This window comes from Sulfurimonas sp. ST-25 (genome assembly GCF_048079205.1).
In the GTDB taxonomy this organism is placed as follows: Bacteria; Campylobacterota; Campylobacteria; order Campylobacterales; family Sulfurimonadaceae; genus Thiomicrolovo; species Thiomicrolovo sulfuroxydans.
In genome coordinates, this window is sequence record NZ_CP182225.1 from 590,652 (window position 1) to 614,384 (window position 23,733).

Below are 23,733 nucleotides of genomic sequence, written 5' to 3' on the forward strand. Positions count from 1 at the left end.
GGAGAAAGGATGAGTATGGAGCTTAAAATCGCTCGCAGTCACACCGATAAGAAACCGAAGAAAGTTGATGTCGATAAGATCGAGGGAATGGTCGAAAAAGAGGGTTCTGTGATCCTTTACTTTGACCGTGAAAACTCGCACAAGGACCTGCTGGCTCTGCAGGAACACTTCGAGAACGAAGGTAAAAGCGTTTATATGCGCGAAGTACGTTTCGGCCTTGCCGATAACGAATATATGTACGAAGTGCATATCCTCTAAGCCCTCCCGGGCACCCAAAGCATTCCCGTGAAAAAACTGTTTATCGAAACCCTCGGCTGTGCCATGAACGTCCGCGACAGCGAACATATGATTGCCGAACTCTCCCAAAAAGAGGATTATGCGCTGTGCGACACGGCCGAAGAGGCGGACCTGATCCTGATCAATACCTGTTCCGTCCGCGAAAAGCCGGTGCACAAACTCTTCTCCGAACTGGGCGCGTTCAACAAAAAGAAAAAGGCCGATGCGAAGATAGGCGTTTGCGGCTGCACAGCCTCGCACCTCGGCGAAGAGATCATTAAAAAGGCCCCTTACGTTAATTTCGTCCTGGGGGCGCGTAACGTCTCCAAGATCACCGATGTGCTGCACCGCGACAAGGCCGTCGAAACGGAAATTGATTACGACGAGTCCCAGTTCGCTTTCAGCGAGTTCCGCAGTTCGCCGTGGAAGGCTTTCATCAATATCTCCATTGGCTGTGACAAACAGTGTACCTTCTGTATCGTGCCAAAGACCCGGGGCGACGAGATCTCCATTCCCGCCGACCTGATCGTCAAAGAGGCGGAGAAAGCGGCGGCAACCGGTGCCAAAGAGATATTCCTGCTGGGGCAGAACGTCAACAACTATGGCCGCCGTTTTTCAGGTGAGCATGAGAAGATCAACTTCACCGAGCTGCTGCGCCGCGTCAGTGCCGTCGAGGGGATCGAGCGTATCCGCTTTACCTCCCCGCACCCTTTTCACATGGATGACGAGTTTATCGGGGAGTTCGCTTCGAACCCGAAGATCTGCAAGTCCATTCACGTTCCGCTGCAGAGCGGCTCGACACCCATTCTCAAGGCGATGAAGCGCGGCTATACCAAGGAGTGGTTCCTCAACCGCATTGAGAAGCTTCGCACGATGGTACCCGATGTGAGCATCAGTACCGACGTCATCGTCGCTTTCCCCGGGGAGAGCGAGGCGGATTTCGAAGAGACGATGGACGTTGTTCGCCAATCTTCCTTTGAACAGATGTTCAGTTTCAAATACTCGCCCCGTCCCCTAACCGAGGCGGCGGAGTACAGCGAAACGGTCGACCCGGAGGTTGCCTCGGAGCGCCTGATGCGCCTGCAGAGCATGCATGACGCGATGCTGGATGAAAAGTGCAAAGCATATCTGGGCCGAACCTTCACCGTCTATTTCGAAGAGCTGCGAAGCGACGGTTACGTGGCCGGGCGCAGCGGCAACAACCTTCTGATCAAAGTCAAGGGCAGCGAGGAGCTGCTGGGGCAGTTCGCGGACGTGCGCATTACCCAGACCTACCGCATGGGCCAGGTAGGGGAGCTGGTCGGCGAATAAGATGGCGGCAAAAACGAAGCGACAGTCGTTCAAGAAGGCGCTGCTTCAGAAGCTGGGCCTCTGGCTCCTCCCGCCGATCGGCGCCCTGCTGATCCGTCTCATCTACCACACCTCCAAAAAACAGTTCAACCTTCCGCAGCATGTGCCGGAGGACCCCGTCATCTTCGCCTTCTGGCACGGGGACCTGCTGCTGATGCCCTACCTCTACTACCATTTCCGCAAGATCCCCAATGCCAACGTCATGATCTCGGACCATTTTGACGGTCGGATCATCGCGCAGGTAATGCGCTTTTTCCGCCTGGGCACCATCCACGGCTCTTCCAACCGCAAGGCCGCGAAGGTGCTGATCGCGGCGATGCGCACCCTCAAAGCGGGGACGGATATCGGCATCACCCCCGACGGCCCCCGCGGGCCGCGCTATGAAGTAGCGGACGGGATCGTTGCCATGGCACAGAAGACCGGGGCGAAGGTGATTGTTTTCAACTGCGTGCCGAGCCGCTGCTGGCGTCTGAAGAGCTGGGACCGCTTCGTCGTTCCGAAACCTTTCAGCCGGTTGGCGTTTTACGCTTCCGAGCCGATCGATCTGAAAGGGCTGGAATTGGACGCGGCCAAAGACGTGGTAAAATCGAAACTGATGGAACACGCACTGGAGTAGAAAAAATGACCAAAGTCGACCTCGTCCAAAACCGACTTGACTTTCTTGACTATCTGTTGGATATCCGGGGCTATTCGGATCTGACGGTCAAGAGTTACGACGAGGCGCTGCGGGAGGCGCTCCCCCGGGTCGAAGTGGTGGAAGAGTCAGGCATTTCGGTCGTCGACCTGATGCCCTACCGGTTGATGATCGCTTCGCAGAAGCCCAGGACGATCGCGAAGAAGCTCAGCGCCTGGCGCAGCTACGTCGCCTACCTGAAAAAACAGGGACTGGCGGTGGAACTCCGCGCGGACGAAAGCATCAAAGTCCCCAAAACCCTTCCCAAACCCGTCTCCCACGCACATATCATGGAAGCTCTTGCGGTTGCTGAACCGGAGGAACGGCTCGTGGTGACCCTGCTCTATACCCTCGGGCTGCGCCTTTCGGAACTTCATGGCTTAAGCCTCGATCAGATCGGCCGGGAGTGGGTGCGCATCCGTGGAAAGGGAGACAAGGTCCGTGATGTTCCGCTGCCGCCTGCCGCCTCTGAGGCGATAGCGGCCCACCGGCAAACGTGTTCTCCACGAACTTTCCTTTGCGAGTGTAACGGCAGGCGTTTAAGCGAAAATAGTTTAAGATATCTCGTTAACAGGGCCTTTGCGCGGGTCGGCCTGAAGGTGACACCGCATCAGCTCCGCCATGCCTATGCGACCGAACTGCTCAACCATGATGCTCGGATCGCGGACGTGAGCGAACTGCTGGGCCATGCGTCGATGGCAACGACGCAGATCTATACAAAACTGGGCAGTGCCCTAAAAATGAAGCATTATCGGACCGCCCATCCGCTGTGCAAGGAGACCGATGGCATTGGCTGATTTTCTCGCCCGCTTTTATGACAAGGTCTTCATCGGCCTCTATGCGCATGACGATACCCTGCAGGTCGGTGTCGTGACGCAGACGAGACGCGGGGAGGTTCAGGTGCGGCAGCGGGTATTCTTCGCCGGTCTGGACGAAGAGGCAATCGCCTTTTTGCAAGAGGCGGTCGATCGTACCCCCTATAACTATATCGCTGTGCTGACCGATCATGAACGGTGCGGTGCTTTGCCGACCTGTTCACTCTCCAAGGCGAAGGAGATGGCGCCGATCGTCGAGCGAAGCCGGACGCTCTGCATCGATGAAGAGTGGATGAATTACTGCGACGAAGAGGTGCTTTACGGTATCCAGGCGGGATATGCGGATCTGGCACCCGATGCCATTTACACCCCCTTTGCCGTGCTGCATGCCTATTTCGAATCGATAATGGCGGGCGCGCACGCGCTTTATGTGCTGATTACGCCCGGGGGGATGAGCCTTGCGGTTGTCAAAGAGAGCCATTTGCGTTTTGCGGAGCAGTATCGCTGTGACGGGAACGGTTCCGCGGCCCCGATGGTGGAGAAAATCACGACGACGCTTGATACCTACTACGGCAAACCGTGCTGCCGCGGGGAATTTGTCGAGGCCGTTTATATCCTCGACGCCACCGGGTCGGGAGAGGAACTTGCAGCAGCATTGGAAGAGACGTTGCTGGTCGAGGCGCAGAACCGCATGGTCGATGCCGCCGCGCTTTGCGCCCAAACGTGTATGAAGGAGAACGGCTATGGATTATAGTTTTATTGATCAGGCGGTCAAAAGCCCCTTTACAGCCGCTGTCCGCCGGGTGTGGATCGGCGGGGCTCTCCTGATCGGGCTCCTGCTGGCGGCATCGGCGGCCCTGCACCTGATGAACGGGGAACTGCGTACTGCGGCACAGAAAGAGCAGCACGCCCAGGGGACGATCCTGTTGCAGACGACGCAGCTGCAAGCCCAGCAGGCGCAGTTCACGAAGAAAAAAGAGGCGTGGCAGCAGATCGTGGCCATGGACAAGCTCCTCGCGGATCAGCTTTATGATCTGCTTGACCGTATTCCCGATGACGCGGTGCTGTCGCGTTTCGCGTATGATGAGAAGCGGATCCTTTTCGAAGGAACATGCCGCCGTTTCGATGCGCTGAAGGCGGACCTCGAGCGGGGCTTGTCGGGGCGCTATGTTTTGGCCTCCGCCTCGGAGAAATCCGGCAGGTTTACTCTCCGGTTTAACGTGACGGGAGGGTTGCAGTGATACTGAGACGCCAGAGTACGAGCTTTGAATTGACCCTTTCGCTTTTCGCGGTCATTTTCCTGATCCTCGGCGTGACGATAGGTGTGCTGATCCCGGAGGCGAAAGCTTACCTGCAACTCCAGGATGACGTCCAGCGTGCGGTGGAGCACAGCGACAGGCTTCAGATGGAATATGACCGTCTTTATGAAGCAAAAGAGCAACTGGCTGCGGAAGATACCCGGCTTTCGGAGCGTTTCGAGAACAGTATTGATGCCGCACAGCTTCAGGGGTGGGTTGCAACGGTACTGGGCGATGCCCCAGTGAGCGTCACGGCAACGGACGGAGGCTTTGAGATCGCGGCGCGGGTGAAAACTCCGATGGCATTTTATACGCTGATCGGCAGCCTTGATACGGCTCCGTGGGTTTTAAAGGTCGGGCCTTCTGTTTCCATGCAGGCCGATCACGGGGCGGTACAGGTTACGTTCGCGCTTCGCCCTTTGCCGCAGCCAGCTCTCTCTTTACGGCGTTAAAGTATTCCTCGTTCGTACAGAGGTAGGGGCGGACGTTTGCGCCGATCCCCAGCACTCGGCACTCCTCACGGAAATCTTTCGGCATCGTTCGCGCTGTCAGCGGCGTCACCAATGTACATTGCGGTGTGATGCTCAGTGCGTAACGGCGTCCGATGACCAGATCGTTTTCGGTCATCATCCGCTCTTTTTCCCCCTGGCGGAGCAGGTACCCTCTCTGTTTCAGCCAACGGTCGACGGCGCGCATCAGTGCCGCACGTTCCTGCTGCCCGGTATACATCAGTATTTCCGCCTCGATGGCGGGAAGGGGCAGCGGCGGTAGGGCCGCTGCATCGCGGCTGAGAAATGCCAGCGAGTTTTGAATTCCGCTGCGGTATTGCTCCAGCAGCGGTCCCGCATGCTGTTCCCGGAAGCGGTTGCGTTTGTAGCGCGGGTTACCGTTGGAACTGTCTTCAAAGTAGCGGTAGCCTTGCCTGTCAAGCCAGGATTGCAGATCGTTTTTAGTGGTACTCAGCAAAGGGCGGACCAGCCGGTACCCCTCACGCTGCGTAACCGGGGCCATCCCCAGCAGCTCGGGCAGTCCGGCCCCCTTGCACAGCTGCATCAGCAGCCACTCCAGCCGGTCATCGAGTTGGTGTGCCGTCAGTAGGACAGTATAGCCGTGCTCTGTGATCAGTGTGTCAAAGAAGGCGTAGCGGATACGGCGGGCTTCCGCCTCGAAGTTTTCCCGGATCGTTTCGGCGTCATGGACGTAGCATGCCTTACCGTACTCTTCCGCGAGGGCAAGGGCATGGGCGGCTTCCGTATCGCTCTGTGCACGCGAATGGTAGTTGACATGGGCGATATCGAAAGGGATCTTTTCGTTCAGCAGCAGGTAGAATAGGGCCGTGGAATCGATGCCGGCGGAGAAGGCCAGCAGATTCTTCCCTGCTTTTAAATGTTCGAGGGTCTGTGCCTCAAGCATGGCCCGTAACGGTTGCCGTCAGTGTCTCCCCGACAAGCTCAGTGATCTTGGCGCGGTAAGGTACGCCGAAAGAGAGTGCTTCGTCGAGGGCGTTGTCGTTGACGTAGATCTCGCCGTCGATCTCGGGGGCCCAGCGCAGGTCGCGGGCGCTGAGGAGGTACTCGTGTTCGTCGCTCTCGCCGTCGATAACGAGAACGATCTCGCGGCCGACCATCTTCTGGAGGGAGACAAGCTTGGCCTCTTCGGCGATGGCGCCCAGGATCTCGGCGCGTTCCGCAATCGTCTCCGCATCGACCTTGTCCGTACGCTCATAGGCACTTGTGCCCTCCTCATCGGAGTAGGCGAAAACATTGATCCGGTCAAACCCGAAATCGCGGGCATAATCACACATTGCCCGGAAGCTTTCATCCGTTTCGCCGGGGTGGCCGACGATGAAGCTGGTCCGTACGAAACTCTCCGGCAGCTTGCGCATGTAATCGAGCAGCATCTGCGTCTGTTCCCGACCGGCACCGCGTTTCATAATTTTGAGCATAGCGTCGTCGATATGCTGGATCGGCATGTCGAAGTAGTTGTGGAAGGTCGTTGACTTCGCGATTGTCTCCAGCAGTTTCATCGATGTCGTCGTTGGATAGAGGTAGAGAATGCGTGCACTCTTAACCCCTTCGATCAGTTCAATGCGCTTGATGAGCTGAATAAGCCCGTCTTTGAACCCTTGGTCGCGCAGGAAGGAGCTTGAGTCCTGGGAGATGAAACTGAAGTCGTAGTACCCCTTTTTGACGAGCCCTTCGACTTCGGCGGCGATGCTCTCCAGGGTACGGGAGTGGAGCTTGCCTTTAAAGGAGGGGATGGCGCAGAAGGAGCAGCTCTGGTTGCACCCCTCGGAGAGTTTGATGTAGGCATGGTAGGTCGAGCCGGTGACGACACGCTCGGCGCCGTCGATGAGGTAGACCTCCTCGCTGAAGCGGCTCTGTTTCGCGGCCAGGAGTTCGTCGATCTTGTCGTAGTCGCCGACGCCGGTGAAGATGTCCACTTCGCTGAGCTCCTTGCTCAGCTCCTCTTTGTAGCGTTCGCTGAGGCAGCCGGCCATGACAAGGACCGAGTGCTCCTTGCGGGAGGCATCGAGGCTCAGGACCGTATTGAGGGACTCCTCCTTTGCCGCGTCGATGAAGCCGCAGGTATTGACGATGATGACGTCGGCGTCTTCGCTTTCGGGCGTCAGTTCATACGATTGGAGCCGTCCCATCATGACTTCGGTGTCGACGAGGTTCTTCGTACACCCCAACGAGACGATATGCAGTTTTTTTGTACTCATGCTTTGCCTGTGAGAGGGCACAGCGGTTTTCCCCATGCCCTTTATTATAATTACGCAATTATACCGAAAGGGGACGCGTGGAGTTTGATGTAGCCATTCTCGGCAGCGGCGCGGCGGGTCTGATGGCCGCGGCACGCCTGAGCGAACGGGGCGGTCTCTCTGTTTGTGTCGTTGAGGGCAATGCGAAACCCGGGGCGAAAATCCGCATCAGCGGGGGCGGGAAGTGCAACCTTACCAATGTTTCGGTCTCCGAAAACAACTATCTCGGAGATGAGACACTGGTAAGGAGTGTTCTCAAACGTTTTGACGAGCATGCATTGCTGAAATGGGTGCGGATGCGGGGCTGTGAGCCTGTTGTCCGCAAAGCACGTTACTATTTCTGCCCCCGCAGTGCCCAGGAACTCATCGATATCCTGATCAAATCCGCCGAAGGGGTCCGCTTCTTCCTCGGACACAGAATCGAGACGGTCCGGCAGAAGGAAAATGGCTTTATCGTTACGACGGATAAAACGACACTCAAGGCACGCAACGTGATCGTCGCCACGGGAGGGGTCAGTTACGCTTCCGTGGGCGCGACGGACATTGGCCTGAAGATCGCTGAAAGTTTCGGGATCGAGACGGTGCCTTTCCGTCCGGCCTTGGCGGGGATGACACTGCAAAAAGAGCAGTTCTGGATGAAGGCGTTGACTGGAATCAGTTTTCCGGTGACGATACATGTCAGCGAAAAACGTCTCAGGGAGGATATGCTTTTTGCCCACCGTGGCATCAGCGGTCCGGCCGTCCTGTCCGCGTCGCTCTACTGGGAGAAGGGGACGATCACGATCGATTTCCTAGACGGCCTTTCTGTCGAAGAGGTGTTGAAACGGGGTGGGAACAAAAAAATTGCCACTGCTATTCCGCTGCCGAAACGTTTTGTAACAGCGTTTCTCGATATGCTCGGGGTGGCGGATAAGCCCTGCAGTACAGTGACAGCAGAAGAAAAAGTAATGCTCAAAACATTGAGCACCTATACGTTCGCCCCGGCCGGGACCTTCGGGTTTACGAAAGCGGAGGTGAGCAAGGGCGGTGTCGCCTGCAGTGCGCTGAAACCTTATTCATGTGAGAGCAGAGGCGTACGGGGGCTCTATTTTGTCGGGGAGGTCGTCGACGTTACTGGCGAACTCGGCGGCTACAACTTTCAGTGGGCCTTTGCAAGTGGACGGTGTGCGGCGGATCACATCGGGGCGGTTTAAAGTTGCGTTAAAATCGCAGTGGGTATAATCAGGGAAACACAGCAGGTGTTATACTGTAGTAAAAGGTGTACTATGCTTAAAAAAATCATGCTGCCGGCGTTATTGGTTCTGGGAATGAATGCCTATGCCGAGGACGCAAAAGGTCTTCTCGGTGTGGAAGTCGGTTATATTAATACGAAGTACAACACGCCGGGGACCGCGGGTACGGAAACAAGTCAAGTGGGTATGATGTCGGGCGGTCTGAAACTGGGGGCGGAGAGCCGCCACTACCGCGTATTTATCGACAGCAGTTTCTGGTATGCGGATGACCAGTACAAGAAAGCCGGCAAGGTCGGCGGGGCACTGCAGTATCTTCTGCCGATCGGGGATGTGTTCAATATTTTCATGGGCCTCAACGGTGGTGTGATTAACTCTGCTGGCGATACGGACGTTGATCCCTACTATGGTGCGGACCTCGGTTTCAACCTCAACCTGAGCGAAAGTTTCGGGATCGAAGTGGGCGGACGCTTTTGCGACGTGGCGAATTCGAACAAAGACAGTGTTGTGACAGACTTCATTCAGGGATATGTCTCTGCAATCTTCAAATTCGACAGCGATTATTAATGCGCTGTCAGTGCAGCGGTAGCTCCGCTGCACTGCATCTACAAAGCATTTTTTCATAATGCGACGGTTTCTTCCCTATCTCAGGGAGGCGGTAATAGGCTATAGAGACCGTACTTCCCATCACGATTCAGGAACATAGAATGATTCGAAAAATTGCCCTGGGGCTTTTGCTCGCTGTCGGTCCGTACATCATGGCCGAAGAGAACAGCTTCTCCTCCATTTTCGGTGTAGAAGCTGGTTATGTCGAGACGAACTATAATGCTCCCGGTTCGGCGGGTACGGTGTCCGAAAACGTTTCAACAGGGTATGTCGGTTGGAAATTGGGCGGCGAGGAGGGTGACGTCCGATTTCTGCTCGACGGAGCTATCTGGCACACTGACGATTACAACTACGCCGGCCGCATCGGGGGATCATTGCAGTACGTCTACCGTCCGTCCAAAACGTTCGACCTCTTTTTCGGTGCGGATTTCGGGGGCGCGAATTCCGTCGGGAGGACGAACGTCAATCTCTATTACGGCGCGGAAGGCGGGCTTGACGTGGCTCTTTCTGGAGGGTGGTGGCTGCAGGCAGGCGGGCGGTACGGCGATGTCGACGAAGGCAGCGATGATCAATGTCTCCGTGACTTTTCTCAACTCTTTCTAGCCGTCATCTATAAGTTCGGGGAGAGTTGATAGATGCTCCGTTGCGATGATATGCCACAGGGATTCTTCCGATGATCGAAACGCCGTATGTAAGTGTCGACGGCATCGTCGAGCTCTTTGACAGTGAGGGGCATTTTTCCGGCATCGTGCTGATATCGCGGAAAAACCCACCTTATGGTTGGGCACTTCCCGGCGGATTCGTCGATATCGGTGAAACGGTCGAACAGGCCGTGCGCCGCGAGATGAACGAAGAGATAAGCCTGGATGTACAGGTGGATCGGCTGCTGGGTGTCTACTCGGACCCTACCCGCGATCCGCGTTTTCATACGGTATCGGCCGTTTTCGTCTGCAGGGCAACGGGAGTGCCGCGGGCGGCTGACGATGCGAAAGAAGTTCGAGTCGTCTCACGCGATGAAGCGCAGGCCTTGCCACTGGTCTTTGATCATCAGCGGATTGTGGAAGACTACCTTTCAGGAAAGCAGTGCGTGACCTACTGAGCTGTCGCCATCGATGCCTCAGAAAGGAGTGGCTATAATTGCGTAATTTTTTTCAAGGCGATTGCGATGTTGACATTTAGTGACCTGCTGCTCAAACTGCAGCAATTTTGGAAGGAACAAGGCTGTAATATCGTCCAGCCCTACGATATCCCGGCCGGCGCGGGGACCTTTCACCCCGCAACCTTCCTCCGTTCGCTTGATTCGACGCCGTGGTCGGTAGCCTATGTCGCCCCCAGCCGCCGTCCGACGGACGGGCGCTACGGCGAGAACCCCAACCGCCTGGGAAGCTACTACCAGTTTCAGGTCCTGATCAAGCCGAGCCCGGACAATATCCAGGAACTCTACCTCAAAAGCCTGGAGTACCTCGGACTGAATCTCAAAGAGCACGATATCCGCTTCGTCGAGGATAACTGGGAATCACCGACACTCGGGGCCTGGGGCCTTGGATGGGAAGTGTGGCTCAACGGGATGGAGGTGACGCAGTTCACCTACTTCCAGCAGGTCGGAGGTGTCGCCTGCGACCCGGTTGCCGTCGAGATCACCTACGGCACGGAGCGTTTGGCCATGTATCTTCAGGGCGTTGATACGGTCTTTGACATTGTCTGGAACGACAAGGTGAACGGCGGAGCCGGAGAAGGTGCCCTGGGGCAAAACGCATTCGGCAAGACGCTCTACCGCGATATCCACAAAGAGGGGGAGATCGAGTTCTCCAAATACAACTTTGAAGTGGCGGACACGGCGATGCTCTTTGCCGACTTCGATGCGAAGGCTGCGGAGTGCAAGCGTGCCCTCGATGCGGAACTTCCCCTCCCGGCCTATGACCTTTGTATGGCGGCCAGCCACACCTTCAACACCCTTGACGCGCGTAAGGCGATCTCCCAGACCGAACGTGCCAACTACATCCTCAAGATCCGTGAACTGGCCAAGGGGTGCGCGGAGCTCTACAAAGCCCAGGAAGCGGAGCGGCTCGCACGCGTAAAGGCGTAATCTTTTTCCTATGAAACTCATCGGCCAGATCGAGAAGATCTTCTACGAGGACGAGGGCTTCTTTGTCGGCGTACTCGGGACGGGCGAGAAGATCAGCGGCCACTACTTTGAAAGCAGCGTCGGCAGCATCGAAAATGCGGCCGTCACCCTTGAGGGTGAGTATGTTGAGCACCCCAAATACGGCCGCACCTTTAAATTCCATACCCTCAACGTCAATCAGCATGAGCTTTTTTTCTTTCTCAACCGTGTCGTAAAGGGATTCCCGAAGAAGGTGACGGCGGAGCTGATCGAGCGCTTCGGTGAAGAGGGAGTGATCGAAATTCTCGACAACGACATCGAAAAACTGACGGAATTCGCGGGCATCAAACAGAAGCGTCTTGAACGGATACAGGGGCGCTGGAAGCAGTTCCGTTCCATGCGCGAATTGGGGAGCCTTCTGGCCCCCTATAATGTAACCCCCGCCATGTTGACGACAATCGCCGGCGCGATGAAAGAGGTCAACGATCCTGTTGCGGCGATCCGAAGGAATCCCTATATCCTGACCAATGTAGAGGGGATCGGGTTTAGGCGTGCCGATGAGCTGGCGCTGAAAATGGGGGTCTCCGAAGCGGATGAACGGCGTCTCGCCTGCGCCATGGAGTATGCGATCGCACAGCGCTGCGAACGCGAAGGCAACAGCTGCCTGGGTAAAGCGGAGTTGTTTGCAGAACTGGATGTCCTGCTGCAGGAGGGGGCGGTCCCGCAGCGTTATGAGGCCGTGCTGGGAGAACATATCGCGGACGAGTCGATACGTCCGCTGAGCGGAGAACTGCTTGCCCCGGTACGGCTGTACGAGGCCGAACGCTTCATTCACGAGGAGTTTCGTCGCCGTTTGAAACGGCACGACGAACCGTTGACAGGCGATCTCGAGGCCTTTTTGGCGGAGGCGTCCTTTACGCCGGGGTCGGAGCAGCGCGAAGCGCTCGAGACGCTTAACGGAGGAACGCGGCTGCTCTGTCTGGTGGGATACGCCGGGACGGGGAAGAGCACGACGGCAAAGCTGCTGCTGGACCTACTGGCAGAGCGGCATGGACATGAACAGATGATCACCTGTGCGCTCAGCGGCATTGCTTCGCAGCGTATCGGGGAGGTGAGCGGGTACGAGAGTGCGACGATCCAGAGCCTTTTGGTGCGCTTCGAAGGCCGCGACGCCATGCCCTACAAGGTCGTTCTCATTGATGAAGCTTCTATGATCAACGCGCCGCTCTTCGCCCGGCTGCTCAGCAAGTGCCACCGGGACGCGACGATCATCATTGTCGGTGACGACGCCCAGCTCCCTCCGATCGGTGCTGGGGACGTGCTGGGTGACATCATCCGTTTCAATCTGATGCCGGTGGTGACGCTGACGAAGATCTACCGCCAAAGCGAGACACAGGCGATCCCGGCCATCGCCGATGCCGTGCGGCACAGCGAGATCCCCGCACTTTTCGGTGATTACGACGACTTCCGGTTCTTGCCGATCGCTTCGCGGGAGTTCCCTGACCGCGAGGCGCATGCCGGGGCGGTGTTGGCCGCATTGGCGGAAGCAGCGGTGCAGGCGATCCCGGCATGCCGCGAACACCTGAAACAAAAAGAGCTCTATGCCTACCTTACGGCCTTCCAGGTGATCAGCCCGATGAAGGGCGGGACCCTCGGCACGGAAAATCTCAACCGGGTGCTGCAGGAATACTTCAACCCCTCTCCCCGCCAGACGGTCCAGCGGGGCGACAGACGGTTTGCACTGATGGACAAGGTCGTTCACACGAAAAACGACAACATGCCCGCCTGGAGCCAGGAGGGGTACAAAGCGGAAGCCCCTTCGGAGAAGCATCGCATTTTCAACGGGATGCTGGGGCTGCTGTTCCGGATCGACGAGGAGGCGGAGCAGGTCTACGTCGTCTATCCCCTTGAAGAGATGGTCGTCTGCTACGACTACACGCAGCTCACTTCCCATCTGATGCTTGCCTACGCCCTGACCGTGCACAAAGTCCAGGGGATGGAGTACGGCACCGTTGCGATGCCGTTGACCTTCAGCCACTACGCGATGCTGGACCGGAAACTGCTCTATACGGCGATCACCCGTGCGAAAGAGCACTGCTTGATCGTCGGTGAGACGGATGGGTTTACTCGCGCTCTGCTTCGGGGGGAAACCGTATCGCGCCGTACGGTGCTGCAGTATCTGGCAGACGTACATTAGAAGATTCGGGGTTCAGCCAATGCAATAGGCTGACCGAAACGGCAGAATGTGCGGGTGGGGACTATTCGCCGATGCCTTTGAAATAGTGCCGGGCGTCGGGCAGACTTTTGCGGGGGATCTGCACGAGAACGGGGCTCTTCGCCGGATCGAGCCAGCGGATGATCTTTGCGAGCGAAGTCGCCGGCATCGACGTGCATCCGGCGGTTCCGGCACCGGCGCCTCTTTCGATATGCAAAAAAATGCAGGAGCCGCGCCCGGCCTCGCCTCCCCTATTGTGCTCGACGACAACCCCCTGCCGGTAAAGCCCGTCTTCCCGTCGCATCCACTCGAAACTTCCGAAGGCGTGTTCCGGCCGAACGCGGACAATACTGTTATAGGCTTCTGCACGGCTGTCGTCGACGCAAATGAGGTCCGGCGTGGCCTGGAGGTAGGGCATAGCTGTTGCGGTTTTGTCCGCATAGCCGAAGACCGGACCCAGGGCAAAGATGCCGGCGGGTGACCGACCGTCCCCTTCATGTTTGACCGGGTCGGAGGGGGCATGGGGCAGCGCTATGGACCCGATGCCCCAGCCGAGTCCGTTTCGACCGAGGTTGACGGTGATGCTTTCGCCGACCGGTTCCCATCCGCCGGAAACAGCGGCGTAACGCTGCAGGAGCGCAGTGGAACGGTTCATGTCTTCCGACACGACGAGCAGAAGCTGGTCGTGCGCGTAGACTGTCACACTTATCACATAAGAAAACAGATAAATCATATTTGCAAAACGTAACATCTCGTGGTACACTTACCTCATAACGATAAAATGGTGATTACATCATAACATAGACGGCAGGGACGCAGATGAATTTGAGTGTCAGAAAAGCGACGGAAAATGACGCTGATATCGTGGCAGACGCTATGCTTACAAGCTCGAGAGCCGGGAAGAAGATCGGTATTTTCGACCTGATTTTCGAGACGTCGGACAATGGGGTTTTGAAAGAGCGTCTGCGTGCGTTGGCGCTGTCCGCGACCAAAAGCTACTGCCATTACAGCAATTTTCTTCTTGCGGTGTCGGGCGGTGCCGTTGCCGGAACGATCTGCGGATATGAACCCCGGGTAGCGACCCATGACGTCTTTACAAAAGCATTGGCCGAATTGGGCGTCGATGAAGGCTACCAGGAACGGATTGCTACTTTTCTGCTGGTCAAACCGGAGATCGACCGTCAGACCTGGGTCGTGGATTTTATGACGGTGAATGAGGGGTACAACCCCCTTACCGTTTTTGCGGAGTTGATCAAAAAGAGCCTGCTCTCCGCGCGATTGAAAGGGTATCGGAAGGCACAGACGATGGTGGAAATAGGCTCTTCGGACGCGCAGATCCTTTATGAAAAGCTCGGCTTCGAAGTGATGGACGAGAAGCGAAGCGAGCTTTACGACGATCAGTTCGGGCGGGCCGGCATCAAACGACTGCAGATGGCCCTGTGACCTACACGCCTGACGTTTTTTCACTGCTGCCGCCTGTTGCGGCAATCGTGCTGGCTCTGCTGACAAGGCAGGTGCTGCTCTCCCTGGCGGTCGGCACCCTGGCAGGTATTCTGGTCTATACCCATTTCGACCCGGCAGCAGCCGTCACAGAGATAGTAGCGCTTTTTGCCGGGCTCTTTACGACGCCGTGGATCTTAAAGACCCTCGCATTCGCCGTTTTGGTGGGATCGGTCATGGAGCTTGTACGGCGATCGGGCGGGATTGACGGCTTCGTTCATCTGCTGCAGGAGCGTTACAAGATGCTCCGTTCCCGGCGCGGCGCCTTGCTGTTGGTGTTCGCGACGGGGATCGTCATTTTTATTGAATCTTCCATAACTTCGTTGATTGCCGGTGCCATTGGCAGACCGCTGGCCGGGCGTTTCGGCTTTAGCCGCGAAAAACTGGCCTATGTCTGCGATTCTACGGCGGCCCCGGTCTGTTCCCTGCTCGTCATTAACGGCTGGGGGGCGCTGCTGTTGGGACTGATTACTACGCAGATTGCCGCCGGGTACCTTCACGGCGAGGCGGTTAATATTCTCGTGCATTCGGTGGTATTCAACTTCTACGCCATGATCGCGCTCGCAGTGACCTTCTCCGTTATCTGGTTTGACTGGGATATCGGGCCCATGCGGCACACTAGTGCACCGCATGGAGCCTATGAGCAGGAAGTGAGTCACGGGGATGCCTCTTTGATGATCATACCGCTGCTGCTGATGGTCGCGGGGGTGTTTCTCTTTTTATGGATCTCGGGGGGTGGGGATCTGCTCAAAGGGAGCGGAAGCAGTGCCGTTTTTTATACGATGCTGCTGACGTTGGGCGGGATCGCGCTGCAGTACCGTCTGAAGGGTGTCATGTCGTGGAAAACGTACTGGGACGCCGCTCTGGACGGTGCACGCGCACTGATACCGATCGCGACCATTCTACTCTTTGCTTTTGCCATCGGGAAAGTGATCGATCTCGTCGGGACCGGGAGCTATCTGGCGGGCTTTCTGCAGGCGGGGATGGCCCATGTATGGCTGCCGGCAGCCGTCTTTGTATTGGCGTCGATTATGGCGTTTGCGACGGGGACGAGCTGGGGAACGTTCAGTGTGATGCTGCCCATTGCCGTGGCAATGGGGGCCGCGGGGGAGAGCTATATGCCCCTACTGATCGGTGCCGTGATCTCCGGCGGAGTGTTCGGCGACCACTGTTCCCCCATTTCCGATACAACGATCATCTCATCCCTCGCGGCAGGGTGTGATCATATCGACCATGTACGGACCCAGTTGCCTTATGCACTGCTGGCCGGAGGTGCAGCGCTTGTTATGTTCCTGGCGGCTGGATACGGTATCGAAGGGTTTTAGGAGGAGAGGAGCTCGAAGCCTTCCGCTTTTTTGGCGGAGATAATGTTGAGCGAACCGAGCAATGCCTCTTTTTTGCTGCTGAAGTAATGCTTTTTGGATGATTTTGAACAGTGAAGCCCGCAGTGGTGGATAACAAGGTAATCGTTGAACAGCGTCGGGTAGAGGACGATCTTGTAGTAGGAGAGGGACCGGTTGTTTTTGCGTACCAGGGTCATTTTCCGCATTCCTGTTCGGTTTTGTTCATTGTAGCGGATTTGTTTTCAAAATGCAAAAAAACGGGGAAGAACACAGCCGGAAACAATGGAGAAAATAGGATCTATTCGTTGTCGGGAAAAGCAGCTACTTTACGGTATGCACCGCTGTCGATATAGTGCAGCAGGGCTTTTGGGTAGACGGGCGGGATGGAAACGGTGAGCTCGCCTTTGGGCCCCAGGAAGAGCAGGGTCGTCTCCGTTTGGGCCGCAGATTCAAGCCAGGAGCGCGGTACGCTGATGTAAAAGTTGTCGTAATAGAGCCCGTCACGGATTTGGGAGGTATAAGGGAAGACATCATGCTGTTTCCCGGCGGTATCGATGGCTTTTTTGAACCCGCCCCAGGCCTTTGCCCTGAGACTGAAGAGAAGCAGATAGCGCGTGGGGATGATATCGGTCACTTCGCCCGAGTCGTCCAGGGTGAGTTGGACGGTAAACGTCGTGCTGATGGCCGCACGCTCTCCCACAAAGCGGGGGGAGGAGAGTCGGCTTGGCGGAACGATGCTGACAAGGTTGCTTTCCGGATAGGAGACCTGCATGTGCTCCAGAAGGTACGCTTCCGTCATGGGATCGGGCACGGACTCCGGCACCGGTTTTTTGGCACAGCCCGTAACAAGCAGGATAATAAGAAGCGGGAGTAACCGGATGAGTGTTCGTTGCATTGTCGACAATTTTACCATATCCTGATACAATCAACCGTATGAAGAATGCGACGATACTGCTGCTCGAAGACGATACGGCCCTGCATGAAACCCTGAGTGAATACCTTGAAGAGGAGGGGTTTGACGTGGTTGGCTGTTTCGACGGCGAGAGCGCGGAAGATCAGCTTTATGAGCGCACCTTCGATCTTTTGATCCTGGATGTCAACGTCCCGGGGAAGAACGGTTTCGAGGTACTGAGGGAGGCCCGGGAGCGCGGCGTTGAGACCCCGGCGCTTTTCCTGACGACGCGCGACAGTGCCGCCGATGCGGAACGGGGGTTCGAGAGCGGGGCGGACGATTATGTGCGCAAACCCTTTTCACTCAAAGAGCTTCTGCTGCGGGTGCAGAGCATGCTCCGCCGCCGCTTCTCCCACCCCGTCAGCGAGAAGATGGATCTGGGAAAAGGGTTGGCCTTTGACCTGCAAAACGCACTGCTCTACGACAACGGGGAACCGGTCAAACTGGCCGAAAAACCTCGAAGACTCCTGGAACTGCTGCTGCAGCGCCGCGGCGATGTCGTGACCCACGAAGTGATCAACGCGCACCTTTGGGGCTTTGATGAGAGCCCCAGCGAGGAGGCGCTTCGCACCTACATCAAAACCCTCAGGAGTGCTGTTGGCAAAGACCGTATCATCAGTCACAAACGTACGGGCTATCAGTTTCGCTGAGAACCGGACGTTCCGCGCTTTCGTTCTGCTCTATACCCTGATGGGACTTGCCATCCTGGCACTGCTGGGGTTGCTTTACTTTCAGACCTCAAAAGCGGAAATGCTCTCATCACACCGATTGGCGATGCAGCTCGAAGGGGAGAGCTACCTGCCGAACCTGATCAAATGGATGCAAGGGGAACAGTCGGATTTTCCGGAAGACCCCGCCTACGATACAGCCTTTTATCTCGGGGGCAAACGGGTCGGAGGCGATCTGCCGATGCCGCCGCCGGATTTCGCACCCGGTATTCACGAAAGCAGCGGCATGATCTACCTGATCATACCGATGGGCTCCTACGGACTCAAAGACGGCAAAACGGTGATGATGACAGAGGACGACGGGCTGTGGCGTCAGCTCTATTGGCGCAGTGCGGCCATGTACGGTGCGATTTTGTTTGTGCTGCTGCTGTTGACCGGGGTGGGACTGTCACGCCTTTTCCTCCGTCCGATGAAGGAGGCGGTAGCGCTGCTCGACAGTTTTATCAAAGACACGACCCATGAGCTCAATACGCCGGTGACGGCAATTTTGACGAACGTCGAGCGTCTTGAGACGGCGGCACTGGATGAAAAACAGCGTAAAAAGGTTGCCCGCATTGAAACGGCCGCGCGGACGATCGGGTCGATTTACGATGATCTGACCTTTCTGCTGCTGCGCCGGGATGTCCGTATTGAAGACGTTCCGATTGACATGGAGTCTTTTGTGCATGAACGCCTGGAGTATTTCCAGACCCGTTTTGATGCGAAGGGGCTGAAGCTTGATATGAGCGTGGATGCGCCGATGGGTGTTGTCATGGACCGGACTCTGGCGGCGCGTTTGATTGACAATCTTCTGTCCAATGCCGTCAAATACAGTGACAGGGAGACGAAAGTATCGGTAGAGATCGGGAAGAATGTTCTGCGGATCGCCAATACCGGGGTGCCGATCCCCGAAGCGAAACTCTCTCACATTTTTGAGCGTTTCGCCCGGGCCGATGAGAGCCGGGGCGGTTTTGGTATCGGCCTGCACCTCGTAGCACAGATCGCAGCGCGCTACCGTATCCGCATCGCGGTGGAAACGGAGGGGAAAGCGACGCAGTTCGTGCTTACTTGGCCCCGATGAATTCGGCGATCGTTTTGATCTGTGTCTCGTCCAGGGAAGCGGCCTGCCCCTTCATCAGCGCTTTCATCGATCCGCCGTAAGTTCCGTCTTTGTAGCCGCTGAGGGCGGTTTCGATCTCGGCGGGTGTCATCGTGTTGATGACTTTGCTTTTACCCAGGGCATGCTTTTCGCCGTTGGCACCGTGACAGGCGGCACATTTATTAAAGAGGGCCTGTCCGTCCGCCGCGCTGAGCGCGACACCGAGGATGGTGATGAGTAACAGTGACTTTTTCATTGTGTATCTCCTAATGTTTTGATATAGGCAGTATAGGAAACCATTGTGGAGGGATTGTGAAGCTTCCGGAGGGAGCAAGAATATGCCGACAGACGACAAATTGTCTATAGGTTCAACGCCTTTATAATAAGGGAGAATAGGGCTGTTGGAAACGGTATGGATAAGCTTAACTTTGCTCTTTCAGGATGGTTATGCCTTCAACGACGTATAATTCCACACTTCGTTTTTGTATGCGGCCCGCACACAGTGTCTTAAGCGAAAGCAAACGGCAGGCTCAATACCATATAAGAACAGCAAAAGAGAGAAGGCAGACAAGATGATAAATGCGGAAGCACTGGAAGCATTAGGCATTAAGAATACCCAAGAGATTTTTTACAACCTTTCCATGGACGATCTGATCGACCATGAGCTGAAGAACGGCGAGTGTCATATGACCAGCAGCGGTGCGACCACGGTCGATACCGGTATCTTCACCGGCCGCAGCCCCAAGGACAAGTTCTTTGTCTTTGAAGAGCCTTCCAACAAGTACATCGCCTGGGGCGACGTCAATCAGCCGGTTTCCAAAGCGGTGTTTGATGAGGTCTATGCCGTCGCCATCAATGAGCTCTCCGGCAAAAAGCTCTATGTTAACGATCTCTTCAGCGGTGCCAGCGCCTCCAGCCGCCGCAACATCCGTTTCGTCTCCGAAATTGCATGGCAGTCCCACTTCGTCCGCAACATGTTCATCGTTCCGCAGGCGGAGGAGCTTGAAGGCTTTACACCGGACTTCACACTGCTCAATGCCTGTAAAGCCGTCAACGAAAAGTGGGAAGAACATGGGCTCAATTCCGAGGTATTCGTCCTGTTCAACGTTGAAGAAAACATTGCCATCGTCGGCGGTACCTTCTACGGCGGGGAGATGAAAAAAGGGATCTTCTCCATGATGAACTACTGGCTGCCGCTTGAAGGCAAGATGGCCATGCACTGTTCCGCCAACGTCGGGAAGGATGGCGATACGGCACTCTTCTTCGGCCTCTCCGGTACGGGCAAGACGACGCTTTCCACCGACCCGAACCGCGCGCTGATCGGTGACGATGAGCATGGCTGGGATGATGAAGGTGTCTTCAACTTCGAGGGCGGCTGTTATGCCAAAGTTATCGATATCGATCCGAAGAACGAACCGGAGATCTACGCGGCGATCCGCCGCGGTGCCCTGCTGGAAAACGTCGTCTTTGACGAAGAGGGTGTAGTCGACTACGGCGACGGCAGCAAAACGGAAAATACCCGCGTTTCCTACCCGATCGAGCACATCGAGAACCGCCAGCAGAACCTGATGGCAGGGCATCCTAAAAACATCATCTTCCTGACGGCGGATGCCTTCGGAGTTCTGCCCCCGGTCTCCAAGCTCACCAAAGAGCAGGCGATGTACTACTTCCTCAGTGGTTACACGGCAAAGGTCGCAGGTACAGAACGCGGCATTACCGAGCCGGTCGCGACCTTCTCGGCCTGTTTCGGCGAAGCATTCCTGCCGCTGCACCCGACGGTCTATGCGAAGCTCCTCGGCGAGAAGATCGACAAGCACGGGGTCAATGTCTACCTGGTCAATACCGGCTGGACGGGTGGCCCGTACGGCATCGGAAGCCGCATGAGCATCAAGGATACCCGCGCCTGCATCAACGCGATTCTTGACGGTTCCATTAATGACTGCGAGTTCGATACGACACGCACCTTCCGTCTCCAGGTACCGAAAGCCCTCGGCGATATCGATCCGAAGGTCCTGAACCCGCGCAACGCCTGGGAAAACAAAGCGGAATTCGATGCCGCTCGCGATCGCCTGGCAGCGATGTTCATCGACAACTTCCACAAGTATGAAGAGGGAAGCGGTCATGAATTCGACTACCACGAAGCGGGACCGAAGATCGAGTCCTGACATGTGGGCGGGGTCTCCCCGTTGACCTTTCCTTCTCCTCTTTAGAGTATAATCCCCCAAATTTCTTTTTCGGATACTATATGGAAGATATGTTCTCCAACCTGACGACGTACGGTTATATTGCCCTTTTTCTCTACTCGCTCGGCGGCGGCTTTGTAGGCCTGATGGCGGCGGGGGTCCTCTCTTACATGGGCAAGATGGATCTTGCAACGGCCATGGCGGTGGCGATGATTTCGAACTTTCTGGGCGATTCCCTGCTGTTTTACATGGCGCGCTACCACAAGAAAGAGGTGTTGAACTATTTTCACAAACACCGCCGCAAACTTGCACTGTCGCATATGCTGATGAAAAAGCACGGCAGCTGGATCATCTTTATGCAGAAGTTCGTTTATGGCATCAAAACGCTGATTCCGCTGGCCATCGGCATCACGAAGTATGACTTTACCCGCTTCTCCGTTCTCAACTTTTTCGCGGCGTTGCTCTGGACGCTGGTTGTGGGGCTGGGGAGCTACCTGGCAGGCAAACCGATCATGGGAGTTTACGAGGCAATCGTCGAACGTCCCTATATCGCACCGCTCATCATCGTTGTGTTGGGTGGGCTTATTTGGTTCTATCTCAGTCGGGCCACGAAAAAGCGCGCCTAGAGCTGCCGGATCTTGGTGATTTCGTCGCGTAGGCGGGCCGCCTCTTCGAACTCCAGTTTCTTGGCCGCTTCTTTCATCTTCTGATTCAGTTCGGCCAGGATCTTTTTACGTTCGGCGGCCGGCATCTTCTCCATTTTCTTGCGCTTGTTGTAGAGTTCGCCCGTCTCTTCGAGCTTGAGGTTTTCGTCGAGCTTGCGTTTGACGGTCGTCGGTGTGATGCCGTGGGCCTCGTTGTGGGCCATCTGTTTTTCGCGGCGGTGGGTCGTCGTGTCGATGGCGGCTTTCATGGAACGCGTCATCTTCTTGGCGTAGAGGACGACGCGCCCTTCCGCATTCCGCGCAGCACGGCCGATGGTCTGGATCAGGGAGGTCTCTGAGCGCAGGAATCCCTCCTTGTCGGCGTCGAGGATGGCGACGAGGCTGACTTCCGGAAGGTCCAGGCCCTCGCGCAGCAGGTTGATCCCGATGAGGACGTCGAACTCCCCTAGACGCAGGCTGCGGATGATCTGGTTGCGTTCGATGGCATCGATATCGGAGTGCATGTACTGCACCTGGATGCCGAGGTCGGCCAGGTAGGTGGTGAGTGACTCGGCCATCTTCTTGGTCAGCACCGTCACGAGAATGCGGTCCCCTTTTTCGACGGTCTTCTTGATCTCGTCGTGGAGGTCTTCGACCTGGTTGTCGGAGTCCTTGATGATGATCTGCGGATCGAGCAGGCCCGTCGGGCGGATGATCTGCTCGGCTTTGACGGCGCTGAGCTCCAGTTCTACGTCGGCGGGGGTGGCGGAGACGAAGAGGTAGTGGGGCGCCTTGTCGATAAACTCCTCGTATTTGAGCGGGCGGTTGTCCAGGGCGCTGGGAAGACGGAAACCGTATTCGACGAGTACCTCTTTGCGGCTGCGGTCGCCGGCGTACATCCCGCGGAACTGGGGCAGGGAGACGTGCGACTCGTCGACGATGATCATATACTTGTCATGGTTGATGGCGAAGTAGTCCAGCAGGGTGTAGGGGGCTTCGCCCGGCTTTTTAGCGGTGAGGTGGCGGGAGTAGTTCTCGATCCCTTTGCACATGCCGACGGTCTCCAGCATCTCGAGGTCGAACTCGGTGCGCTGTTTGAGGCGCTGCGCCTCGACGATCTTCTCGTTGGCCAGCAGGTTGTCCAGCCGCTCACCGAGTTCATCCTCAATCGTCTTCACGGCCCGGGAGAGTTTCTCCTGCCCGACGGTAAACTGGCTTGTGGCGTAGACGGTGACCTTCTCCTTCTCCTCAAGCTTTTTGTTGGCGATCACTTCGAAGGTGTAGATGGCCTCGATCTCGTCGCCGAAGAACTCCACCCGGATCGCCTCGTCCTCAAGGTAGGGCGGGTAGATGTCGAGCACGTCGCCGCTGACGCGCAGGTGCCCGCTGTCGAAGTAGGTGTCGTTGCGGCTATAGCCCATCTCCACGAGGCGCAAGAGCAGCTCCTTCTGCTCAATCTCCTGTCCGACCTCGAGGATCTGCACCATTTTGGCGTACTCCTCCGGGTCCCCCAGACCGTAGTTGGCGGAGACAGAGGCAATGACGATGACGTCGTCGTAGCTGAGCAGATTGGCCGTCGCCGAGAGGCGGAGACGTTCAAGTTCGTCGTTGATGGAGCTGTCCTTTTCGATAAAAAGGTCCTGGCGCGGGATGTAGGCCTCTGGCTGGTAGTAGTCGTAGTAGCTGATGAAGTATTCGACGTGGTTGTTGGGGAAGAAGGCCTTGAATTCGCTGTAGAGCTGGGCGGCAAGGGTCTTGTTGTGGGTCATGATGATCGTCGGCAGCTGGGTCTTTTCGATAACCTTCGCCATCGTATAGGTCTTCCCGCTTCCGGTGACACCTTCAAGGGTCTGGTAACGGTGCCCTTGGAGGACGCTCTTGGAGAGGGTGTCAATCGCTCCGGGCTGGTCTCCTGCCGGTGCATACTCGGTGACGACTTCAAATCTGCCCACGCATCATCCTTTACTCTTATCTC

The 23,733-nt window shown here is 56.5% G+C and carries 26 protein-coding genes; 19 read left to right on the forward strand and 7 right to left on the reverse strand.

Translation table 11 applies throughout. The features are described from left to right. The first annotated feature begins 15 nt into the window (after window positions 1–15). Genes ACM66T_RS02960 through ACM66T_RS02990 form a run of 7 tightly spaced genes read left to right on the forward strand, consistent with a single transcriptional unit; the run spans window position 16 to window position 4,864 of the window. On the forward strand, window positions 16–258 hold the full coding sequence (locus ACM66T_RS02960; protein WP_231020309.1) for an HP0268 family nuclease: 243 nt from the start codon (window positions 16–18) through the stop codon (window positions 256–258). 27 nt (window positions 259–285) lie between these two features. Then, window positions 286–1,587 (forward strand): tRNA (N6-isopentenyl adenosine(37)-C2)-methylthiotransferase MiaB, encoded by a 1,302-nt coding sequence (gene miaB / locus ACM66T_RS02965; RefSeq protein WP_416768762.1) that lies wholly within the window; start codon window positions 286–288, stop codon window positions 1,585–1,587. Window position 1,588: 1 nt separating this feature from the next. Further along, window positions 1,589–2,242 (forward strand): lysophospholipid acyltransferase family protein, encoded by a 654-nt coding sequence (locus ACM66T_RS02970; RefSeq protein WP_231020310.1) that lies wholly within the window; start codon window positions 1,589–1,591, stop codon window positions 2,240–2,242. A 5-nt stretch (window positions 2,243–2,247) separates the two neighbouring features. Next, window positions 2,248–3,096 carry a tyrosine-type recombinase/integrase gene (locus tag ACM66T_RS02975; RefSeq protein ID WP_231020311.1) on the forward strand — a complete coding sequence of 283 codons (849 nt, stop codon included), beginning with the start codon at window positions 2,248–2,250 and terminating at the stop codon, window positions 3,094–3,096. Then, window positions 3,083–3,868: a hypothetical protein gene (locus ACM66T_RS02980; protein ID WP_231020312.1), complete on the forward strand. Its 786-nt coding sequence runs from the start codon at window positions 3,083–3,085 to the stop codon at window positions 3,866–3,868. The genes ACM66T_RS02975 and ACM66T_RS02980 overlap by 14 nt, the downstream gene beginning before the upstream one ends. Beyond that, a complete protein-coding gene (locus ACM66T_RS02985) occupies window positions 3,858–4,355 on the forward strand; it encodes a hypothetical protein (RefSeq protein WP_231020313.1) in 498 nt (165 codons plus the stop codon). Before ACM66T_RS02980 ends, ACM66T_RS02985 begins: the two co-directional genes overlap by 11 nt. Next, a complete protein-coding gene (locus ACM66T_RS02990; RefSeq protein WP_231020314.1) occupies window positions 4,352–4,864 on the forward strand; it encodes a cell division protein ZapB in 513 nt (170 codons plus the stop codon). The genes ACM66T_RS02985 and ACM66T_RS02990 overlap by 4 nt, the downstream gene beginning before the upstream one ends. Here ACM66T_RS02990 and tilS read toward each other — a convergent pair. Together tilS and rimO are read right to left on the reverse strand one after the other, a co-directional pair. Beyond that, window positions 4,812–5,825, reverse strand: coding sequence for a tRNA lysidine(34) synthetase TilS (gene tilS, locus ACM66T_RS02995; RefSeq protein ID WP_231020315.1), 1,014 nt, complete (start codon window positions 5,823–5,825; stop codon window positions 4,812–4,814). The two genes, ACM66T_RS02990 and tilS, sit on opposite strands and share 53 nt — an antisense overlap. After that, a complete protein-coding gene (gene rimO / locus ACM66T_RS03000) occupies window positions 5,818–7,137 on the reverse strand; it encodes a 30S ribosomal protein S12 methylthiotransferase RimO (RefSeq protein WP_231020316.1) in 1,320 nt (439 codons plus the stop codon). Before rimO ends, tilS begins: the two co-directional genes overlap by 8 nt. A gap of 77 nt (window positions 7,138–7,214) precedes the next feature. On the opposite strand from rimO, the gene ACM66T_RS03005 reads away from it, so the two are divergent. From ACM66T_RS03005 to ACM66T_RS03030, 6 genes are all read left to right on the forward strand, one after another. After that, window positions 7,215–8,369, forward strand: coding sequence for an NAD(P)/FAD-dependent oxidoreductase (locus ACM66T_RS03005; protein ID WP_416768763.1), 1,155 nt, complete (start codon window positions 7,215–7,217; stop codon window positions 8,367–8,369). A gap of 72 nt (window positions 8,370–8,441) precedes the next feature. Beyond that, a complete protein-coding gene (locus ACM66T_RS03010; protein WP_231020318.1) occupies window positions 8,442–8,972 on the forward strand; it encodes a hypothetical protein in 531 nt (176 codons plus the stop codon). A gap of 140 nt (window positions 8,973–9,112) precedes the next feature. Next, window positions 9,113–9,643: a hypothetical protein gene (locus ACM66T_RS03015; protein WP_231020319.1), complete on the forward strand. Its 531-nt coding sequence runs from the start codon at window positions 9,113–9,115 to the stop codon at window positions 9,641–9,643. A gap of 41 nt (window positions 9,644–9,684) precedes the next feature. Continuing rightward, window positions 9,685–10,110, forward strand: coding sequence for an NUDIX domain-containing protein (locus ACM66T_RS03020; protein ID WP_231020320.1), 426 nt, complete (start codon window positions 9,685–9,687; stop codon window positions 10,108–10,110). Window positions 10,111–10,176: 66 nt separating this feature from the next. Beyond that, on the forward strand, window positions 10,177–11,097 hold the full coding sequence (glyQ, locus tag ACM66T_RS03025) for a glycine--tRNA ligase subunit alpha (RefSeq protein WP_231020321.1): 921 nt from the start codon (window positions 10,177–10,179) through the stop codon (window positions 11,095–11,097). Between the two features lie 10 nt (window positions 11,098–11,107). Then, window positions 11,108–13,312, forward strand: coding sequence for an AAA family ATPase (locus tag ACM66T_RS03030; RefSeq protein WP_231020322.1), 2,205 nt, complete (start codon window positions 11,108–11,110; stop codon window positions 13,310–13,312). Window positions 13,313–13,373: 61 nt separating this feature from the next. Here ACM66T_RS03030 and ACM66T_RS03035 read toward each other — a convergent pair whose 3' ends face one another. After that, window positions 13,374–14,033, reverse strand: coding sequence for a L,D-transpeptidase family protein (locus ACM66T_RS03035; RefSeq protein WP_231020323.1), 660 nt, complete (start codon window positions 14,031–14,033; stop codon window positions 13,374–13,376). 173 nt (window positions 14,034–14,206) lie between these two features. On the opposite strand from ACM66T_RS03035, the gene ACM66T_RS03040 reads away from it, so the two are divergent. Together ACM66T_RS03040 and ACM66T_RS03045 are read left to right on the forward strand one after the other, a co-directional pair. Continuing rightward, a complete protein-coding gene (locus ACM66T_RS03040; protein WP_231020324.1) occupies window positions 14,207–14,773 on the forward strand; it encodes an acyl-CoA acyltransferase in 567 nt (188 codons plus the stop codon). Then, a complete protein-coding gene (locus tag ACM66T_RS03045; RefSeq protein WP_231020325.1) occupies window positions 14,770–16,155 on the forward strand; it encodes a Na+/H+ antiporter NhaC family protein in 1,386 nt (461 codons plus the stop codon). The genes ACM66T_RS03040 and ACM66T_RS03045 overlap by 4 nt, the downstream gene beginning before the upstream one ends. Here the strand turns inward: ACM66T_RS03045 and ACM66T_RS03050 are convergent. Together ACM66T_RS03050 and ACM66T_RS03055 are read right to left on the reverse strand one after the other, a co-directional pair. Beyond that, entirely contained in the window at window positions 16,152–16,370 is a 219-nt protein-coding gene (locus ACM66T_RS03050; protein WP_231020326.1) for a hypothetical protein, read from the reverse strand. The two genes, ACM66T_RS03045 and ACM66T_RS03050, sit on opposite strands and share 4 nt — an antisense overlap. Before the next feature lie 101 nt (window positions 16,371–16,471). Further along, the gene (locus ACM66T_RS03055; protein ID WP_231020327.1) at window positions 16,472–17,068 is read right to left on the reverse strand and encodes a hypothetical protein; all 597 of its coding nucleotides are present in this window, start codon (window positions 17,066–17,068) and stop codon (window positions 16,472–16,474) included. 38 nt (window positions 17,069–17,106) lie between these two features. On the opposite strand from ACM66T_RS03055, the gene ACM66T_RS03060 reads away from it, so the two are divergent. Beyond that, on the forward strand, window positions 17,107–17,775 hold the full coding sequence (locus ACM66T_RS03060; protein WP_231020328.1) for a response regulator transcription factor: 669 nt from the start codon (window positions 17,107–17,109) through the stop codon (window positions 17,773–17,775). Next, window positions 17,723–18,913, forward strand: coding sequence for a sensor histidine kinase (locus ACM66T_RS03065; RefSeq protein WP_231020329.1), 1,191 nt, complete (start codon window positions 17,723–17,725; stop codon window positions 18,911–18,913). The genes ACM66T_RS03060 and ACM66T_RS03065 overlap by 53 nt, the downstream gene beginning before the upstream one ends. Here ACM66T_RS03065 and ACM66T_RS03070 read toward each other — a convergent pair. Then, the gene (locus ACM66T_RS03070; RefSeq protein WP_231020330.1) at window positions 18,897–19,187 is read right to left on the reverse strand and encodes a c-type cytochrome; all 291 of its coding nucleotides are present in this window, start codon (window positions 19,185–19,187) and stop codon (window positions 18,897–18,899) included. The two genes, ACM66T_RS03065 and ACM66T_RS03070, sit on opposite strands and share 17 nt — an antisense overlap. Window positions 19,188–19,503: 316 nt before the next feature. Here ACM66T_RS03070 and pckA point away from each other — a divergent pair, with 316 nt between their 5' ends. Both pckA and ACM66T_RS03080 read left to right on the forward strand, forming a co-directional pair. Then, window positions 19,504–21,096, forward strand: a complete 1,593-nt coding sequence (pckA, locus tag ACM66T_RS03075; RefSeq protein WP_231020331.1) for a phosphoenolpyruvate carboxykinase (ATP) — start codon at window positions 19,504–19,506, stop codon at window positions 21,094–21,096. 80 nt (window positions 21,097–21,176) lie between these two features. Further along, window positions 21,177–21,740, forward strand: coding sequence for a DedA family protein (locus tag ACM66T_RS03080; RefSeq protein WP_231020332.1), 564 nt, complete (start codon window positions 21,177–21,179; stop codon window positions 21,738–21,740). Here ACM66T_RS03080 and uvrB read toward each other — a convergent pair. Next, window positions 21,737–23,710: an excinuclease ABC subunit UvrB gene (gene uvrB / locus ACM66T_RS03085; RefSeq protein WP_231020333.1), complete on the reverse strand. Its 1,974-nt coding sequence runs from the start codon at window positions 23,708–23,710 to the stop codon at window positions 21,737–21,739. The two genes, ACM66T_RS03080 and uvrB, sit on opposite strands and share 4 nt — an antisense overlap. Between the last annotated feature and the right edge of the window lie 23 nt (window positions 23,711–23,733).

Coding starts and splice junctions, on each gene's coding strand:
- ACM66T_RS02960 (WP_231020309.1), top strand. CDS start 16: ATGGAGCTTAAAATCGCTCGCAGTCACACCGATAAGAAACCGAAGAAA.
- ACM66T_RS02970 (WP_231020310.1), top strand. CDS start 1,589: ATGGCGGCAAAAACGAAGCGACAGTCGTTCAAGAAGGCGCTGCTTCAG.
- ACM66T_RS02975 (WP_231020311.1), top strand. CDS start 2,248: ATGACCAAAGTCGACCTCGTCCAAAACCGACTTGACTTTCTTGACTAT.
- ACM66T_RS02980 (WP_231020312.1), top strand. CDS start 3,083: ATGGCATTGGCTGATTTTCTCGCCCGCTTTTATGACAAGGTCTTCATC.
- ACM66T_RS02985 (WP_231020313.1), top strand. CDS start 3,858: ATGGATTATAGTTTTATTGATCAGGCGGTCAAAAGCCCCTTTACAGCC.
- tilS (WP_231020315.1), bottom strand. CDS start 5,825: ATGCTTGAGGCACAGACCCTCGAACATTTAAAAGCAGGGAAGAATCTG.
- rimO (WP_231020316.1), bottom strand. CDS start 7,137: ATGAGTACAAAAAAACTGCATATCGTCTCGTTGGGGTGTACGAAGAAC.
- ACM66T_RS03010 (WP_231020318.1), top strand. CDS start 8,442: ATGCTTAAAAAAATCATGCTGCCGGCGTTATTGGTTCTGGGAATGAAT.
- ACM66T_RS03015 (WP_231020319.1), top strand. CDS start 9,113: ATGATTCGAAAAATTGCCCTGGGGCTTTTGCTCGCTGTCGGTCCGTAC.
- ACM66T_RS03020 (WP_231020320.1), top strand. CDS start 9,685: ATGATCGAAACGCCGTATGTAAGTGTCGACGGCATCGTCGAGCTCTTT.
- glyQ (WP_231020321.1), top strand. CDS start 10,177: ATGTTGACATTTAGTGACCTGCTGCTCAAACTGCAGCAATTTTGGAAG.
- ACM66T_RS03030 (WP_231020322.1), top strand. CDS start 11,108: ATGAAACTCATCGGCCAGATCGAGAAGATCTTCTACGAGGACGAGGGC.
- ACM66T_RS03040 (WP_231020324.1), top strand. CDS start 14,207: ATGCTTACAAGCTCGAGAGCCGGGAAGAAGATCGGTATTTTCGACCTG.
- ACM66T_RS03050 (WP_231020326.1), bottom strand. CDS start 16,370: ATGACCCTGGTACGCAAAAACAACCGGTCCCTCTCCTACTACAAGATC.
- ACM66T_RS03055 (WP_231020327.1), bottom strand. CDS start 17,068: ATGCAACGAACACTCATCCGGTTACTCCCGCTTCTTATTATCCTGCTT.
- ACM66T_RS03060 (WP_231020328.1), top strand. CDS start 17,107: ATGAAGAATGCGACGATACTGCTGCTCGAAGACGATACGGCCCTGCAT.
- ACM66T_RS03070 (WP_231020330.1), bottom strand. CDS start 19,187: ATGAAAAAGTCACTGTTACTCATCACCATCCTCGGTGTCGCGCTCAGC.
- pckA (WP_231020331.1), top strand. CDS start 19,504: ATGATAAATGCGGAAGCACTGGAAGCATTAGGCATTAAGAATACCCAA.
- ACM66T_RS03080 (WP_231020332.1), top strand. CDS start 21,177: ATGGAAGATATGTTCTCCAACCTGACGACGTACGGTTATATTGCCCTT.